This window comes from Streptomyces tendae (genome assembly GCF_008632955.1).
Lineage (GTDB): Bacteria > Actinomycetota > Actinomycetes > Streptomycetales > Streptomycetaceae > Streptomyces.
Map to the genome: position 1 here is coordinate 3,192,751 of NZ_CP043959.1, position 15,951 is coordinate 3,208,701.

The 15,951-nt window shown below is 73.9% G+C and carries 14 protein-coding genes; 5 read left to right on the forward strand and 9 right to left on the reverse strand.

Features of this window, described 5'->3' with window-relative positions:
* Positions 1 to 18: 18 nt before the first annotated feature.
* Together F3L20_RS14690 and F3L20_RS14695 are read left to right on the forward strand one after the other, a co-directional pair.
* Positions 19 to 1,596 (forward strand): glycoside hydrolase family 13 protein, encoded by a 1,578-nt coding sequence (locus tag F3L20_RS14690; protein WP_150154766.1) that lies wholly within the window; start codon positions 19 to 21, stop codon positions 1,594 to 1,596.
* 48 nt (positions 1,597 to 1,644) lie between these two features.
* Positions 1,645 to 3,807 carry a discoidin domain-containing protein gene (locus tag F3L20_RS14695; RefSeq protein ID WP_150154767.1) on the forward strand — a complete coding sequence of 721 codons (2,163 nt, stop codon included), beginning with the start codon at positions 1,645 to 1,647 and terminating at the stop codon, positions 3,805 to 3,807.
* Positions 3,808 to 3,866: 59 nt separating this feature from the next.
* Here the strand turns inward: F3L20_RS14695 and F3L20_RS14700 are convergent, their stop codons facing one another.
* The 7 genes from F3L20_RS14700 to F3L20_RS14730 all read right to left on the reverse strand — a co-directional run bounded on the left by F3L20_RS14700 (position 3,867) and on the right by F3L20_RS14730 (position 10,310).
* Positions 3,867 to 4,778, reverse strand: coding sequence for an ABC transporter permease (locus F3L20_RS14700; RefSeq protein WP_150154768.1), 912 nt, complete (start codon positions 4,776 to 4,778; stop codon positions 3,867 to 3,869).
* Positions 4,765 to 5,562: an ABC transporter ATP-binding protein gene (locus tag F3L20_RS14705; protein ID WP_150154769.1), complete on the reverse strand. Its 798-nt coding sequence runs from the start codon at positions 5,560 to 5,562 to the stop codon at positions 4,765 to 4,767. Before F3L20_RS14705 ends, F3L20_RS14700 begins: the two co-directional genes overlap by 14 nt.
* A gap of 38 nt (positions 5,563 to 5,600) precedes the next feature.
* Positions 5,601 to 6,707, reverse strand: a complete 1,107-nt coding sequence (locus F3L20_RS14710) for an aliphatic sulfonate ABC transporter substrate-binding protein (RefSeq protein ID WP_150154770.1) — start codon at positions 6,705 to 6,707, stop codon at positions 5,601 to 5,603.
* 443 nt (positions 6,708 to 7,150) lie between these two features.
* Positions 7,151 to 7,609, reverse strand: a complete 459-nt coding sequence (locus tag F3L20_RS14715) for an RrF2 family transcriptional regulator (protein ID WP_150154771.1) — start codon at positions 7,607 to 7,609, stop codon at positions 7,151 to 7,153.
* Between the two features lie 66 nt (positions 7,610 to 7,675).
* A complete protein-coding gene (locus tag F3L20_RS14720) occupies positions 7,676 to 8,458 on the reverse strand; it encodes a sulfite exporter TauE/SafE family protein (protein WP_150154772.1) in 783 nt (260 codons plus the stop codon).
* 39 nt (positions 8,459 to 8,497) lie between these two features.
* On the reverse strand, positions 8,498 to 9,727 hold the full coding sequence (locus tag F3L20_RS14725; protein WP_150154773.1) for an acyl-CoA dehydrogenase family protein: 1,230 nt from the start codon (positions 9,725 to 9,727) through the stop codon (positions 8,498 to 8,500).
* A 13-nt stretch (positions 9,728 to 9,740) separates the two neighbouring features.
* Entirely contained in the window at positions 9,741 to 10,310 is a 570-nt protein-coding gene (locus F3L20_RS14730; RefSeq protein ID WP_150154774.1) for a winged helix-turn-helix domain-containing protein, read from the reverse strand.
* Positions 10,311 to 10,704: 394 nt separating this feature from the next.
* On the opposite strand from F3L20_RS14730, the gene F3L20_RS35610 reads away from it, so the two are divergent.
* From F3L20_RS35610 to F3L20_RS14740, 3 genes are all read left to right on the forward strand, one after another.
* Positions 10,705 to 10,788 (forward strand): putative leader peptide, encoded by an 84-nt coding sequence (locus F3L20_RS35610; protein ID WP_356791366.1) that lies wholly within the window; start codon positions 10,705 to 10,707, stop codon positions 10,786 to 10,788.
* Positions 10,789 to 10,965: 177 nt separating this feature from the next.
* Positions 10,966 to 12,246: a sulfite oxidase gene (locus tag F3L20_RS14735; RefSeq protein ID WP_150154775.1), complete on the forward strand. Its 1,281-nt coding sequence runs from the start codon at positions 10,966 to 10,968 to the stop codon at positions 12,244 to 12,246.
* Between the two features lie 439 nt (positions 12,247 to 12,685).
* Positions 12,686 to 13,561 (forward strand): glutathione S-transferase C-terminal domain-containing protein, encoded by an 876-nt coding sequence (locus F3L20_RS14740; RefSeq protein ID WP_150154776.1) that lies wholly within the window; start codon positions 12,686 to 12,688, stop codon positions 13,559 to 13,561.
* A gap of 380 nt (positions 13,562 to 13,941) precedes the next feature.
* Here F3L20_RS14740 and F3L20_RS14745 read toward each other — a convergent pair whose 3' ends face one another.
* Together F3L20_RS14745 and F3L20_RS14750 are read right to left on the reverse strand one after the other, a co-directional pair.
* Complete coding sequence (locus F3L20_RS14745; protein WP_240810909.1) at positions 13,942 to 15,027, reverse strand: hypothetical protein; 1,086 nt, start codon at positions 15,025 to 15,027, stop codon at positions 13,942 to 13,944.
* Positions 15,024 to 15,815, reverse strand: a complete 792-nt coding sequence (locus F3L20_RS14750; RefSeq protein WP_150154777.1) for a phosphatase PAP2 family protein — start codon at positions 15,813 to 15,815, stop codon at positions 15,024 to 15,026. Before F3L20_RS14750 ends, F3L20_RS14745 begins: the two co-directional genes overlap by 4 nt.
* Positions 15,816 to 15,951: the final 136 nt, after the last annotated feature.

A 15,951-nucleotide genomic window follows, 5' to 3' on the forward strand; every position in this document is an offset into this window, starting at 1 on the left:
GAAGAGAAAGGCACCCACGTGGGACAGCCCACCCCTGCCACCGCCGACGCCTGGTGGCGCTCCGCCGTCATCTACCAGGTGTACGTCCGCAGCTTCGCCGACGGTGACGGCGACGGCACCGGCGACCTGGCCGGCGTCCGCGCCCGGCTGCCGTACCTCGCCGAACTGGGCGTCGACGCGCTGTGGTTCAACCCCTGGTACCAGTCCCCGATGAAGGACGGCGGCTACGACGTCGCCGACTACCGTGCGATCGACCCCGCCTTCGGCACCCTGGCCGAGGCGGAGAAGCTCATCGCCGAGGCACGGGAACTGGGCATCCGCACCATCATCGACATCGTCCCCAACCACGTCTCCGACCAGCACCCCTGGTTCCGCGCGGCACTGGCGGGCGGCCCCGAACGGGAACTGTTCCACTTCCGCCCCGGCCGTGGCGCCCACGGCGAACTCCCGCCCAACGACTGGCAGTCCGAGTTCGGCGGCCCGGCCTGGACCAGGCTGCCCGACGGCGACTGGTACCTGCACCTGTTCGCACCCGAGCAGCCCGACCTCAACTGGGCGCACCCCGCCGTCCGCCAGGAGCACGAGGACATCCTGCGCTTCTGGTTCGAGCGGGGCGTGGCAGGCGTCCGCATCGACTCGGCGGCCCTGCTGGTCAAGGACCCCGAGCTGCCGGACTTCACCGCCGGCCGCGACCCGCACCCATATGTCGACCGCGACGAACTCCACGACGTCTACCGCGCCTGGCGGGCCGTGGCCGACGAGTACGGCGCCGTCTTCGTCGGCGAGGTCTGGCTCCCCGACACCGAACGCTTCGCCCGCTACCTGCGCCCCGACGAACTGCACACCGCGTTCAACTTCTCCTTCCTGACCTGCCCGTGGGACGCCGCCCGGCTGCGCGCCTCCATCGACGAGACGCTGGCCGAGCACGCCCCGATCGGCGCCCCCGCCACCTGGGTGCTGTGCAACCACGACGTCACCCGCACCGTCACCCGCTACGGCCGCGCCGACACCGGCTTCGACTTCGCCACCAAGGCCTTCGGCACCCCCACCGACCTGACGCTGGGCACCCGTCGGGCCCGGGCGGCGGCACTGCTCTCCCTGGCCCTGCCCGGCGCGGTCTACGTCTACCAGGGCGAGGAGCTGGGGCTGCCCGAGGCCGACATTCCGCTCGACCGCATCGAGGACCCCATGCACGCCCGCTCCGGCGGCACCGACCCCGGACGCGACGGATGCAGGGTGCCGCTGCCCTGGACCGCCGACGCCCCGCACGCCGGGTTCGGCGGCGACCCCTGGCTGCCGCAGCCCGCCGCCTGGCCCGCGTACGCGGCCGACCGGCAGGCCCGCGACCCCGGCTCCATGCTCAGCCTCTACCGCGAGGCGATCCGCCTGCGGCCCGGGTTCGGCGACGAGCCGCTGACCTGGCTGCCCGCTCCGGACAGCGTGCTCGCCTTCGCCCGCTCCGACGCCCTGTGCGTCGTCAACCTCTCCGGCCGGTCCGTCGGCCTCCCCGCCCACACCGCGCTGCTCCTGGCCAGCGGCCCGCTCGACACCGCAGGGAGGCTGCCCCGCGACACCGCGGTCTGGCTGCGCGCCTGAACCGCGCCCCGTCTGTTCCCCCGCCCCCACCACGAAGGGACCAGCACCATGACCACCCCCACCGTCAGAAGCGTGTCGGCCGCGGGCACGGCCGTCGTCCTAGCCGCCGGCCTGCTCGTCGCCCTCGCCCCGGCGCCCGCCCACGCCGCGGCCGGCGCCACCCTCCCGTTTACCTCCGTCGAGGCCGAGTCCGCCACCGGAACCGGGACCCGCATCGGCCCCGACCACACCCAGGGCACGCTCGCCTCCGAGGCCTCGGGCCGCCAGGCGGTGCGGCTGAACCCGGGCCAACGCGTGGAGTTCCCCGTGCCGCGCGCCGCCAACGCCGTGACCGTGGCCTACAGCGTGCCCGACGGCCAGTCCGGATCCCTGGCCGTGTACGTCGACGGGCAACGGCTCGACCGCACCCTCCCGGTGACCTCCAAGTACTCCTACGTCGACACCCCGTGGATCCCGGGCGCCCGGACCCACCACCTCTACGCCAACGCGCGGATGCTGCTCGGCCGGGACGTCCGGGCCGGTGCCACCGTCGCCTTCCAGGCCACGAACGTCCCTGTCACCGTGGACGTGGCCGACTTCGAGCAGGCGCCCGGCGCCGCTTCCCGCCCCGCAGGCTCCGTCTCCGTGACCGACAAGGGCGCCGACCCGACCGGGCGGGGCGACTCCACCCAGGCGTTCCGCGAGGCCGTCGCCGCCGCGCAGGGCGGGACGGTGTGGATCCCGCCGGGCGAGTACCGGCTGACCTCCTCCCTGAGCGGCATCCAGAACGTCACCCTCCAGGGCGCCGGCCACTGGCACTCGATCGTGCGCACCTCCCGCTTCGTCGACCAGGGCTCCTCGGCCGGGAACGTCCACATCAAGGACTTCGCGGTCATCGGCGAGGTCACCGAACGCGTCGACTCCAGCCCCGACAACTTCGTCAACGGCTCGCTCGGCCCGAACTCCACCGTCTCCGGCATGTGGCTCCAGCACCTCAAGGTGGGCCTCTGGCTGACCGGGAACAACGACAACCTGGTCGTCGAGAACAACCGCTTCCTCGACATGACCGCCGACGGCCTCAACCTCAACGGCAACGCCCGCGGGGTGCGGGTCCGCAACAACTTCCTGCGCAACCAGGGCGACGACGCCCTCGCCATGTGGTCGCTCAACGCGCCGGACGTCGACAGCAGCTTCGAGAACAACACGATCACCCAGCCGAACCTCGCCAACGGCATCGCGATCTACGGCGGCACCGACATCACCGTCCGCGGCAACCTGATCTCCGACACCAACGCCCTCGGCAGCGGCATCGCGATCTCCAACCAGAAGTTCCTCGACCCGTTCCACCCGCTGTCCGGCACCATCACCGTCGACGGCAACACCCTGGTGCGCACCGGCGCCATGAACCCCAACTGGAACCATCCGATGGGCGCCCTGCGTGTCGACTCCTACGACAGCGCCGTCGACGCCCAGGTACGGATCACGAACACCACGATCACCGACAGCCCGTACAGCGCCTTCGAGTTCGTCTCCGGCGGGGGACGCGGCCTCGCCGCCCGGAACATCACCGTCGACGGCGCCACCGTGAACCGGGTGGGGACCGTCGTCGTGCAGGCGGAGACGCAGGGCGCGGCCACCTTCCGGAACGTCACCGCGACCGGCGTCGGCTCGGCCGGGATCTACAACTGCCCCTACCCGGCCGGTTCCGGCACCTTCACCGTCACCGACGGCGGCGGCAACTCCGGCTGGAGCAGCACCTGGTCGGACTGCGCGAGCTGGCCGCAGCCCGGCGAGCAGAACCCTCAGCCCGACCCGGACCGCAACCTTGCCCTGGGCCGCCCGGCGACCGCCACCGGCTCCCAGGACGTGTACACCCCCGGCAAGGCGGTCGACGGCGATCCGAACACGTACTGGGAGTCCGCCAACCACGCCTTCCCGCAGTCCCTGACGATCGATCTCGGCGCCGCCCGGACCGTGCGCCGGGTGGTGCTGAAGCTGCCGCCGCAGGCCGCGTGGCAGGCCCGCACCCAGACCCTGTCCGTGCAGGGCAGCACCGACGGCTCCGCGTACACGACGCTGGCCGCCGCGCGGGAGCACCGCTTCGATCCGGCGACCGGCAACACGGTGACCATCCCGGTCGAGGGCACACCGCGCCATCTGCGGCTGCACGTCACCGGCAACACCGGCTGGCCGGCCGCCCAGTTCAGTGAGGTGGAGGTGTACGGGTCTTAAGGGACCGGACCGGACCGGACCGGACCGGACCGGACCGGACCGGCGCGGCGCGGGCGGGGTCAGCGGCTGACCAGCAGCCCCCGCCCGCGCAGCACCCGCCGCTCCAGCGGGCTGAAGATCAGCAGGTCGACGGCGATGCCGACGAGCAGGATCAGCAGGATGGCAAGGAACACCTGCGGCATGCTGCTGTTGTTGCGCCCGTTCTCCAGCAACTGCCCGAGACCGACGCCGAGATCGGGGGAGGAGGCGATGATCTCGGCGGCCATCAGCGAGCGCCAGGAGAACGCCCAGCCCTGCTTGAGTCCGGCCAGGTAGCCGGGGAGCGCGGCGGGCATCACGATGTACCGGGCCCCGCGCAGGCCGGTCGCGCCCAGGGTGCGACCGGCGCGCAGGAACAGCGGCGGGATCTGGTCGATGCCCGCCACCAGGCCGTTGGCGATGGACGGGACGGCGCCGAGCAGGATGACGGCGAACATCATCGAGTCGTTCAGGCCCAGCCAGATCACCGCCGGCGGCACCCAGGCGACCGAGGGCAGCGACTGCAGTCCCGACAGGATCGGGCCGATGGCCGCCCGGACGAAGCTCACCCGGGCCACCAGCAGCCCGAGCGGGGTGCCGATGGCGAGCGCCAGCAGGAAGCCGAGCAGGCCGCGTGAGACGGACGTCCAGATGTAGTCGAGCAGCTTCCCCTGCAGCCAGGCGGTGCGCAGCTCGGCCCACACGTCGGACGGGGAGGCGAGCTTGTACGCGGGCGCGACCTCCGCCCACACGAGGATCTGCCACACCACCAGCACCAGGAGGACGGCGGTGACCGGCGGCAGCACCTTGCGGAGCAGGGTCTGGCTCAGCGGTGTGCGGACGGTCCGCGCGGAGTCCAGCGCGTCGAGACCGGCCTCCAGACCCGCGAGGTCGTCCGGGTCCTGGGGCGCGGCGGCGTCCTGGGTGAGGCCGGTCTTCTCAGTGCTGGCCATGGCGGCGGATCTCCCCACGCAGTTCTTCGGTGATCTCGGCGGACAGCTCGGCGACGGCGCCGTCCTCGAGGCGGCGCGGCTGCGGCAGGTCCACCGTCCACTGCCGGGCGACGCGGCCCGGCCGCGACGACAGCAGCACGACGCGCTGGGCGAGCCGGACCGCCTCGCGCACGTTGTGGGTGACGAACAGCACCGACAGGCCCGTCTCGCGCCAGATGCGGGTGAGTTCTGCGTGCAGGACGTCCCGGGTGATGGCGTCGAGCGCGGCGAACGGCTCGTCCATCAGCAGCAGCCGGCTGTCCTGGGCGAGCGCGCGGGCCAGTGCCACGCGCTGCCGCATGCCGCCGGACAACTCGTGCACCCGCTTGCCGTGCGCGTCCTTCAGGCGCACCAGTTCCAGCAGCCGCTCCGCCTCCTGACGACGCTCCGGCTTGCCCACCCCGCGCAGTTTCAGGGCGAGTTCGATGTTCTTGCCCGCGGTCAGCCACGGGAACAGGGCGTGTTCCTGGAACATCAGGGCCGGCCTGCCGTCGGTGCCGATGGTGCCGGCGGACGGCAGGTCCAGTCCCGCGACCAGGTTGAGCAGGGTGGACTTGCCGCAGCCGGAGGCACCCAGGAGGGTGACGAACTCGCCGGGTGCGACATCGAGGGTGATGTCGTCCAGGACGAGCTGCCGTCCGCCCGGCGCGCCCGGTGCGGGAAAGGACTTCGAGACGTGCTCGACCCGTGCGGCATACCGCGCCGTCCCGGTGTCCGCGGCCGTCCCGGCCATCGTGGTGGCCATGGTCGTCACCTCCTGGGGTCTCGTCGGGTGCGGAGTCGTCAGCGGACGCCGAGCCCGGCGTCGTCGACCGCGGGCTTGCCCTCGGCCTTGAGGACCCTGTTCAGCGGCGCGAGGTCGTAGATGCCCTTCAGGTCGGGCTTCTCCAGCAGACCGGCCGACACCGCGTGCTCCGCCTGGGCGTCGAGGGTCGAGGCCAGCGGGTCGTCGAGGAAGGCGATGGACTTCCACGCCGGGTCGATCACCTCGGCCGGCAGGGCCTTGCCGGACAGCTTCTCGAGCGCCTTGTTCGCGGAGGCCTTGGCCCGGTCCGGGTCGGCGTTGATCCACTCGTTGGTCTTCACCGAGCCGCGCAGCACGGCCTCGACGACGTCCGGGTGCTCCTTCAGGAAGCTCTGCGACACGATGATGTTGGTGATCACGAACTTCTTGTCCGGCCAGATGTCGGACTCGTCGAGCAGCACCTTCGCGCCGTCCGCGACGAGCTTGGACGCGGTGGGCTCGGGGACCCAGGCCCCGTCGACGGAGCCGGACCTGTAGGCGTCCGGGGTGATCTTGTTGTCGCTGCGGACGACGGAGACGTCACCCTTGCCGCTCTGCGCGTCGACCTTCCAGCCCTTCTCGGCGATCCAGTGCAGGAACGCCACGTCCTGGGTGTTGCCGAGCTGCGGGGTGGCGATCTTCTTGCCCTTGAGGTCGTCCAGGGTCTTGATCTTGTCCGGGTTCACCACGAGCTTCACGCCGCCGGACGCGGAACCGCTGATGATGCGCAGGTTCTTGCCCTGGGACTTGGTGTACCCGTTGATGGACGGCGAGGGGCCGATCCAGCCGATGTCGATGGACCCGGCGTTCAGCGCCTCGATCTCGGACGGCCCGGCGTTGAACGTCGACGCCTTGATCTTGGTGCCGCCCAGTTCCTTCTGCAGCAGGCCCTCCTGGACGCCGACCAGGGCGGTGGCGTGTGTGAGGTTGGGGAAGTAGCCGATCTTCACCTCGGAGGCGGACAGCTTCTCGGCGCCGGCCGCGACCTCCGCCTTCGGTGCGTCGTCCTCGGCGTCGGATCCGTAGCCGCAGGCGGTGAGCAGGAGCGGGAGGGCCGTCATGGCGGCGACGGTGCGCAGGATGGTGAGCGGTCGTGCGGCAGACACGGAGGTGTCCTCTCGGAGAAAGAAGGATCGGGACGATGCCGGCGTACGGGCTGAGCCCAGGGGCGTGCGCCCGCGCGACCGTCGGGCCGGCCTCCGGACGGAGGGAGGCGGCCGCGGCGTCGGTGCGCAGGTGCGGGAACGGGGGCGGGCGGAGGCGGAGCCGGTCGCGGCTGCGGTACCGGCGCGGCCTCAGGCCCGCTGACAGAGGGCGCTGGACGTGCGGCCGAAGTCGATGTGGCGGCGGGAGGTCAGCAGGAGCAGCGCGACGACGGCGTACGGACGCGTGGTCATGGCCTCCCCCTGTGAACCCTAGTTTTCCTACCTGGCTGATAGGGATCGTGGCAGAAAGCAGCCCTCACCCCAAGAGGCAGCTCATATGATGGACGCCGCCTTCTCGCATGGTGAGAAACGCCTGGTCGGGCGGCTGGATCAGGATGGCTGGATCAGGGATTCACCCAGGCCGTGGGAGCGTCCGCCAACTCGGCGACCCCGGCGGGAAGCTGCGCGGACGCCACATCGGCGAGGGACACGCCTTCCAGGATCTGGCGCACATTGGACCGCAGCGCGATCCACAGCGGGAGCAGCGACTCGGCGGGACCCGAGTAGGACAGCTCCGGCGGACGGACACCACGCACCGAGACCAGTGGCCCCTCCACGACACGGATGACGTCGGCGATGCTGATCGACTCCGCGGGCTTCGCCAGCCGGTACCCGCCGTTGCCGCCGCGCTGGCTGACCACGAGCCCGCCCCGGCGCATGTCGTTCAGGATGCTTTCGAGGAACTTGTGCGGGATCTCCTGCGCGTCGGCGATCGCCTCGGCCTTGAGCGGCCCGTCGTCCCGGGACGACGCGAGTTGCAGCGCGGCACGTACCGCGTAGTCCGCCCTGGCTGAGATCCGCATGCCGTCATTATCCCGTACGCCCCGCGCCGCACTCCACCCGCGGTCCGGGGCGTGCGGCCGGGACGGTCAGCCGAGCGCCTGCACGGCGTAGAGGGTGCCCACGGCGGTGGCCAGCCCGCCCAGCAGCAGGCGCAGCCCGGTCTCGGGCAGCCGCGGCTGCAGAACGGCCCCCAGGTACCCGCCGGCCAGCCCTCCGAGCCCGCAGGCCAGGCCGAGGTACCAGTCCGGGGCCACGTCGCCCGTGCCCGCCAGGGACAGCAGCGCGAAGACGGCGGCGCCGGCCACGGAGGTGACGAACGTCGAGGCCAGCGCGGCCGGCGCCACCCGCGCCACGGCCATGCCCCGCCCCACCAGCAGGGGCCCCAGCAGCGAGCCGCCGCCGATGCCGTAGATCCCGCCGACCACCCCGACCGCCAGGGCCAGTCCGGTCACCGTCCCCGCGGAGGGCTCCGCCTCCGCGGCCGGACGGGAGGGGCGGAGGGTGCGCCGCACGAGCCAGAGTCCCAGCGGCACCAGCAGCACGGCGATCAGCAGCCGGAGCACGGTGGCCCCCGGGACCGCGAACACCCGTACGGCGGCGCCGACCGCCACACCGGGCAGGGTGCCGCTCACCAGACGGCGGGTCAGCGGGTCGCGCAGCAGCCCCGCGCGGTGGTGCCGCAGCAGCGCCCCCGGCCCGGCCACCACGTTGAACAGCAGATTGGTGGGGGTGACCGCCGGGCTCGGCACGCCGAGGACGCTCAGCTGCACCGGCAGCAGGAACACCGCGCCCGACACTCCCGCCGGCGTGGTCACCACAGAGATGAGCAGGCCCGCGGCCAGCCCGGCGAGTCCGGTGGACCAGTTCACGAGACGTCCTGGAGTAGAGTCCCCCGGCTCACCCGGAGGTCAGGCGGGCAGGACGAACGGAGGGTGGGCGCCGTTGAGGAAGTAGTCCCCGACGTCGCGCAGCCGGTGGGTGACGGGCTCGTACAGGGTATGCGTACGGGTGTTGCGCCAGAAGCGGTCGAATCCCAGCCGCGCGGACGCGGAGCGCGGACCGATGATGTCCAGCGCGCGGGTGGTCGATTCCTGCGCCGCCCGGGAGGCCGCGGTCTCGGCCATGGACACCAGCGCGGACACGTCCGCGTACTCGTCGTAGGTCAGCTCCTCGCCGCGCTCCAGCCCGTGCCGTACGGAGTCCAGCGCCTGGTCGCACAGGGCGGAGGCGGAGCGGGTGAGGACGGTGAGCTCGCCGTACGCGGTCAGCACCTGCGGGTCGTCGGGCGATCCGGCCGACGGGACGGGCTGCCAGGGCCGGTGGCCGGTCCTGCTGTACTCACGCACCTCCGCCAGCACCCCTTCGGCCATGCCGAGCAGCAACTGCACGGAGAAGAGCCGGCCGACGGGCGCGGCCAGGGCGGCCCGGGGGACCAGGTGGTCCTCGTCCGCGGACAGCGAGCCGAGGATGTCGTCGCCGCCCACCGGCACGTCGTCGAACTCCACGCTGCCGCCGGCCGCGAGCCGCTGCCCGAAGGTGTCGCCGGCCGCGTCGACCACGACCCCCGGGCGGGCCGGGTCCACCACGACGGCCAGCGGTTCGCCCGTGTCCCCGCGCACCGCGCGCACGGCGACGCGGTCGGCCACCAGCACCCCGGTCGGGTAGCTCTGACGGCCGCCGAGCACGAGGCCCCGGGACGTCCGGGACAGCGTCAGCGGCGGCTCCTGCGGGGCGAACCCGCCGCCCCAGCACCACTGTTCCGCCGCGGAGCGCTCCGCCGTCCGACGGGCCACCCCGGGGTCCGCGAAGAACCGGGCGCTCCACGACAGGAAGTAGTGCGAGCCGAGGAGCTGGCCTATCGCGCCGTCGGCGGTGGAGATCTCCCGGACGACCGCGTACGCCGTGGCCCAGTCCGCGCTGCCCCCGCCCGACCCGGCCGGCGCCGGCAGGGTCAGCAGCCCCGCCTCGCGCAGCCGGGACACCTCGTCCAGGGGCGCCTTGCCCGCCTGTTCCCTGACCACGGTGTCCGTGGCCAGGTCGTCCGCCGCCTCGCGCGCCACACGCAGCCAGTGCGCCCGTCCGGTCGGGGCGGGTTCGGCCGGGGGTGCGGGGCGGGACGGCGCGGCGGCAGGGCACATGGCGGTGCTCTCCTCAGGATCGGCCGCGGGATGCGGCGTGGGGGCTGTCCTGCTGATCGGGGACGTACTTGTAGCCGATGCTGCGGACGGTGACGATGCGGCGCCGGTGGGCCGCGCCCAGCTTGCGGCGAAGCCGCGCGACGTGGACGTCCACCGTGCGGCCGTCGCCGACGTGGTCGTAGCCCCAGACGGCCGCGACCAGCCGCTCGCGCGACTGCACCAGGTGAGGGCGTCGCACGAGGTGCGACAGCAGCTCGAACTCCAGGTACGTCAGGTCGAGTTCGCGCCCGTCGACCTCGGCGACGCGGCGCGCGGTGTCGACGCGGACGGCGTCGTCGGCCGGCTGCCGCACGGGCGCCGCGTCGTCGGCGGCCACCAGCCGGAACTCCGGCCGCGGCCGGTCCTTGACGAAGAGTTCGGTGGGGTCGGTGCCCCGGGGGACCAGCAGGAGGTAACCGACGAGCGGGGCGGACGCGGGGTCCTCGCCGTTCCGCCGCACGGCGTCGGCCACCAGGTGGAGGTGGCGCGCGTCGTGCAGCGAGGCGCGGAGCGGGGCGGGCGGGTGCGGAAGAGCCGTGGTCATGGCGGTGGTCCCTCGGAGAAGGTGGCGGGGCCCCGGTGGACGCGGGGATGGTGCGTCGGACCGGGGAGGGGCGAGCCGGGGTGCACGGGCGGTGGCGCGGGCCGTGCCTCAAGCGCGACAGCAGGCGGCGCTGACGACGTGACCGAAGTCGACATGCCGACGACGTACGAGTCGTAGCTGCGTGAGGGACATGGTCCTCATGCTGCGCACCCTCCGAGGACACCGTCAAGCTTTCCCTAGTAAGTCTGTAGGAAAAGGGGGGAATGTCTCACATGCTGAGCGTGCGGGGCCGCTCCCTGGGACCTCGAGGTCGGCTCGAGCGACGGCCGAGCGGTGACCGAGCGGATCTGACGGTCCGTTGACACCCCCGAACGGTGCGTGCTTGCATCCCGCCATGCCACCGCTGGAGCCCCTGACGCGCCGCCGCACCGTGGACCTGGTCCGCGTGGCCTCGGCGCTGTGTCGGCTCCCCGGCTGAACCGGCGCGCCTCCCGCTTCCACCGCTCCCGCCGCTCCGCCGGACTCGGCGGGCGCCTCCCGCCCCCGCCCGGCCCGCCGGGCGTCTCCCGCTCCCGCCCGGCCCGCCGGGCGTCTCCCGCTGCTCCGGCCCGCCACGCCCCGTCACTTCCCGGCCCTACGACGACGAGGACCCACCATGCCCTCATCTGCCGCGTCTTCCTCCCATCCCGACGAGACCGCCTACGACCGGCACCGGCTGCGCCAGTGGCTCGCAGGGCAGGCCAGGGCGGACGGGGTGAGCCGCCGCCGTCTGCTCACCCTGCTCGCCGCCACCGGTGCCGCCGGCGCGCTGCCCCTGTCCGCACCGGCCCACGCCGCCGACGGCGACACCATCGTCAAACCGCTGCCGCCCGAGAAGTTCGTCCGCCGCGGCACCAACGCCGAGACCCGCTGGGAGGCCCTGCGCGGAACCGGCCACCACACCCCCAACGACCTGTTCTTCGTACGCAACCACACGGCCACGCCCGCCCTTCGGGCGCACGACTGGCGGCTGAGACTGTGGGGGAGCGGGCTGCGCGGCGGGCCCGCCGAGGACAGGGCGATCGAGTTCGGGTACGACGACCTGCGCAAGCTGCCGTCCGTCACCCGCACCGCGTTCGTCGAGTGCGCCGGCAACGGGCGCAGCGGCTACACCACCCAGCAGGGTGAGACGGTCGGCGGCACGGCCTGGACGCTGGGCGCGATCGGCGTCGCCCGCTGGCGTGGCGTTCCCCTGTCGACCGTCCTGCGCCGGGCGGGCCTGTCGCCCTACGCCGTCGACGTGCAGCCGCGGGGACTGGACGCCGAGTACGTCAGCGGCGGGGAGAGCCTCGGCCGGGTGCGCAGGCCGCTGCCGCTGTCCAAGGCGCTGCACGACGTCCTGCTCGCCTACGAGATGAACGGCGAGCCGCTGCCGCCCGACCACGGCCACCCGGTGCGGGTGCTGGTGCCCTCCTGGGTGGGGATCGCGTCGATCAAGTGGGTCGGCGACATCGAGGTGTCCCGGCAGCCGCTCTTCTCGCCCTGGAACACCACGTTCTACCGGCTGTTCGGGCCCGCCCACCCCGAGGGCGGCAGCGTGCCGCTGTCCCGGCAGACCCTGAAGAGCGCCTTCGAGCTGGCGAGCGGCGCCACGTTCCCGGCGGGCCGGAGCCAGGTGCTGCGCGGCCGTTCGTGGTCGGGGGCCGGTCCCGTCGCGCGGGTCGACGTCAGTACCGACGGCGGGGCGAGCTGGCGGCCGGCCCGGCTGGACGAACGGCCGCGTCCCGACACCTGGACGCGGTGGTCCGTCGACTGGAAGCCCCGCACCCGGGGGACGACCCAGCTGCTGGCCCGCGCCACCGACACCGCCGGCCGCACCCAGCCGGACGTCTCCGTGTTCAACACCGAGGGCTACCTGTTCGACGCGGTGGTACGGCACGAGGTGACCGTGGTCTGACCCGGCCGCGGCACGTGCCTTCCCGTGTACGGCCCCCGCGCCCCTCTCACGTGTTGAGACGTCCGGTGCGGGGGCCTCCTGCCCTCTTGACGCGGACGGTGTCCGGCCCGAGACTCCTGTACGGGAATCCTAGTGAACTGGTAGGGAACGGAACGCGATGGGCCATGCTGCTCCGGACCTCGGCGGGGACACCGTGCGTGTCGCCCTCGGGCAGCGGCCTCTGCTGACATCCCGTCGCCACATCGACCTCGCGCGGGTGTGCGGCGCGACGGGCGCCCCGGACGACGCTGTCCCCGCGCGCCGCTGAGCCCTCCCTCCCTCCCTCCCCTCACCCCGTTCCCGCCCCGCGCCCCGACACCGCATCCCGGCCGGGCCCGACGGCCCCCGCGTGCGCCACGCCACGCCCGTACGCCCCGTCACCGAGCACCCTGGGAGACGCATGTCCGCCACATCCCCGACCGCCGTGCCGCCGTTCCGGGGCCGGATCGGCGACGACCCGCACAGCGGGTACTACGCAGCCCCGCACCGCTACCGGCTTCACCTCTCACCCGCCTGTCCGCACTGCCTGCAGATCGCGGTCACCCACAGCCTGCTCGGCCTCGGCGACGTCCTCCCGGTGGCGCCGCTGCCCGCCGTGCCCGACGCACCCGACGGCGGACACCGGGCGCTGCGCCCGCTGTACGAGGCCGGTGCGCACCTGTACCCGGGCCCGGCCCTGGCACCGGTCCTGCACGACAACTGGACCGGCAGGATCGTCAGCACCCACGCCCCCGACATCCTGCGCGACCTGGCCCGGCGGTTCGGCGGTCATGGACCCTCGCTGTACCCGAGGGGCACCGACGAGGCCCTGGCGGCCGTCGAACGGCTCTGCGAGCAGGGCGTCGACGCGACCGCCCAGCGGGCCGGCCTGCACGGCGGCGACCGGACGGAGCGCGACACCGCGCTCGCCACGCTGCTGCGGGCGCTGGACGTGCTGGAGCTGCGGCTCGCCTCCCGGCGGTACCTGCTCGGTGACGACCTCACGCTCGCCGACGTCCGGCTGTGGGTGACGCTGGTGCAGCTGGACACCGTGCACCGTCACCACCTCGACGCGGCGGCGGTGCACCGGATCACCGGACACCCGCGTCTGTGGGCCCACGCCCGGCGGCTGACCGCGCACCCCGCCTTCGGCCTCCACCTCGACCTGGACGGCATCGCGCGCAGGCACCACGCCCACTGCCGGGGCACGGAGGCGGCCGGCGCGGCGGTGCCGATCTTGGACTGGCCGGCGTACGTCTGTCAGGAGGCGGCGGAGCCGGCGCACAGGTCCGGCTGACGCCGGGCGAGCGGGGCCGGCCGGGCGCCGCGCGCGCAGGGCACCCGCCCCTCAGGCGGCTCGGCGCCGCCCGGCGTCCCGCCCCCGGCACGGGTGGCGCATCCGCCGCCCGCCCCGCAGCCGACGGCGGTCCCGCTCACGGGCCCTGCCCTGGGCGGGCTCGGGGGAGGACGGTGCCGGGCCGCCCGGGGCCGGCAGCTCGCCGGCCGGACCGACCACAGGGACGGTGCCCGCGCGCCCCGAGGGCCGCGCGACCCGCCGGCGCGGAAACCGCGCCACCGTCGCGCCGCCGGCATCGGATGCCGGTGTGCCCGCCGACTTCCGCGCCCGCCGCACGGTGCCTGTCGCTCCCGTCCCCGCGGAACCCGACGCCTGCACCCTCACGGCCTCGGGCGCCCGCGCACCCACCACGACCTGAGCCGGCTCCCGCACCCGCGCCGCCGCGGCACCCGACCCCCGCGCCCCACCGCTTCAGCCGCCCGCGCCTCTGCCGGCTCGCCTTCCCGCACGGACACCGAGCCGGGCGCTCCCGGCCTCCCGGGCACCGCCGCCCGCGAGTGGGCCGGGGCTGCCTGCCACGCACCTGCCGTAACCGCCGTCCACGGACCCGCCGGGCCGGCGGCAGCCGCCTCGGCCGCCCCCGCCGGCTCCTGAGTCACGCGTGACAGCAGCAGCACCCCCCACGAAGCGAACCCCGCCCCGGTCAGGCCCAGGAGGATGCCCGTCGCGCCGCCGCGCAGGTCTTCGCCGAGGAGGCCGAGGCCGATGACCGCCGCTGCCAGGGGATTGGCCAGGGTGACCACCGCGAGCGGCGCTCCGAGGCCGCCCCGGTAGGCGGCCTGGGCGAGCAGCAGGCCGCCCGCCGCGAACACGGCCACCAGCAAAGCCACACCGACCACGCGGACGTCGAGGAGCGGTCCGGTCCGGTCGGTCGCCGCGACCGTCACCGTCTGGGTCAGCGCGGACGCGACCCCCGAGGCGATACCGGACGCGGTCGCGTGCCGCAGGCCGGGCCGGGAGCCGGGCCAGGACAGCAGGCCGATCAGCGACGCCGTACCGCCCGCGACGGCCAGCGCCTCCGGCACGCTCAGCACGTCGTCGGGCGCGGGACCGGACGCCGTGGCCAGGATCGCCGCCAGACCGGCCAGGGTGAGGGCCGTGCCCCGCCACTCCGCGACACTCACCCGCCGCCCCGCCATCCGGGCCCCCAGCGGCACGGCGGCGACCAGGGTGAACGCGCCGAGCGGTTGCACCACGGTCAGCGGGCCGTACTTGAGGGCGACGACGTGCAGCAGCGCGGCCAGCGCGTTCAGTGTGACCGCGCCCCACCAGGCACCGCTGCCCAGCAGCCGCAACGCACCGGCGCCGGAGCTGCGGGCGGCCAGCCGGGCCTGGGCCACGGCGGCGACGGCGTAGGCGACGGCCGAGACGAGGGACAGCAGGACCGCCACCAGCAGGGCGCTCATCGGCCCGCCCCCACGAGGGAGTGGCGGCGCACCGGCCGCCGGGGCCGGACCCGTGTCGCGGCGGGGGCGGGCCGCGGCCGGCGCAGCACCGCGAGGGCGAGTCCGAGCAACGCCGCCGCCGCGAACGCGTCCAGCCAGAAGTGGTTGGCGGTGCCCACGATCACCAGCAGGGTCAGCAGCGGGTGCAGCAGCCACAGCCACCGCCACACCGACCGGGTGGCGACGATCAGTCCGACGGCCACCATCAGTGCCCAGCCGAAGTGCAGCGAAGGCATCGCCGCGAACTGGTTCGACAACTGGTCCGCGCCCGGCGGGCCGTAGACCGACGGCCCGTACAGCCGCGCGGTGTCCACGAGACCGGTGGCCGGGAGCATCCGCGGCGGAGCCAGCGGATACGTCAGGTGCAGCACCAGCGCCGCCGTGGTGAGTGCCGCCAGCACCCGCCGGGCCCAGACGTAGTGGCCGGGCCGGCGCAGATAGAGCCACACCAGGAAGGCCACCGTGGCGGGGAAGTGCACGGCCGCGTAGTAGGTGTTCGCGATCTGCGCGAGGGTGTCGCCGTGCAGCAGCGGGGACTGGACCGCCCCCTCGCCGGGCAGGCCGAGGGCGCGCTCCAGGTCCCAGACCTCACGGCCGTTGCGGAAGGCCTCGGCGGTGTGGCCGGTGGCCAGCTGCCTGCCGAGCTTGTAGACGAGGAACAGCCCCGCCACCAGCAGCAGTTCACGGACGAGTGGCGGGCGTCCGCGGGTACCGGGTACCGGCGGTTCGGACTCCTCGCGCGTGTGCATTCCCCCGGCCCCTTCGCTGACGGTGGTGCTCTCTGGTGCAGTCGGAGCTGCTGACTCGGGGACCGGGTCCAGCTCATCGGTACCGACCGGATCGAGACGCGAACGTACCGATACGGCTCAGTACCGATACGCCAGT

Excerpts from the sequence above, each read along its gene's own strand:
- F3L20_RS14725 (WP_150154773.1), bottom strand. The coding sequence starts at position 9,727 with ATGTGCCCTGCCGCCGCGCCGTCCCGCCCCGCACCCCCGGCCGAACCC.
- F3L20_RS35610 (WP_356791366.1), top strand. The coding sequence starts at position 10,705 with ATGCCACCGCTGGAGCCCCTGACGCGCCGCCGCACCGTGGACCTGGTC.
- F3L20_RS14730 (WP_150154774.1), bottom strand. The coding sequence starts at position 10,310 with ATGACCACGGCTCTTCCGCACCCGCCCGCCCCGCTCCGCGCCTCGCTG.
- F3L20_RS14735 (WP_150154775.1), top strand. The coding sequence starts at position 10,966 with ATGCCCTCATCTGCCGCGTCTTCCTCCCATCCCGACGAGACCGCCTAC.
- F3L20_RS14700 (WP_150154768.1), bottom strand. The coding sequence starts at position 4,778 with ATGGCCAGCACTGAGAAGACCGGCCTCACCCAGGACGCCGCCGCGCCC.
- F3L20_RS14715 (WP_150154771.1), bottom strand. The coding sequence starts at position 7,609 with ATGCGGATCTCAGCCAGGGCGGACTACGCGGTACGTGCCGCGCTGCAA.
- F3L20_RS14740 (WP_150154776.1), top strand. The coding sequence starts at position 12,686 with ATGTCCGCCACATCCCCGACCGCCGTGCCGCCGTTCCGGGGCCGGATC.
- F3L20_RS14750 (WP_150154777.1), bottom strand. The coding sequence starts at position 15,815 with ATGCACACGCGCGAGGAGTCCGAACCGCCGGTACCCGGTACCCGCGGA.
- F3L20_RS14705 (WP_150154769.1), bottom strand. The coding sequence starts at position 5,562 with ATGGCCACCACGATGGCCGGGACGGCCGCGGACACCGGGACGGCGCGG.
- F3L20_RS14695 (WP_150154767.1), top strand. The coding sequence starts at position 1,645 with ATGACCACCCCCACCGTCAGAAGCGTGTCGGCCGCGGGCACGGCCGTC.
- F3L20_RS14745 (WP_240810909.1), bottom strand. The coding sequence starts at position 15,027 with ATGAGCGCCCTGCTGGTGGCGGTCCTGCTGTCCCTCGTCTCGGCCGTC.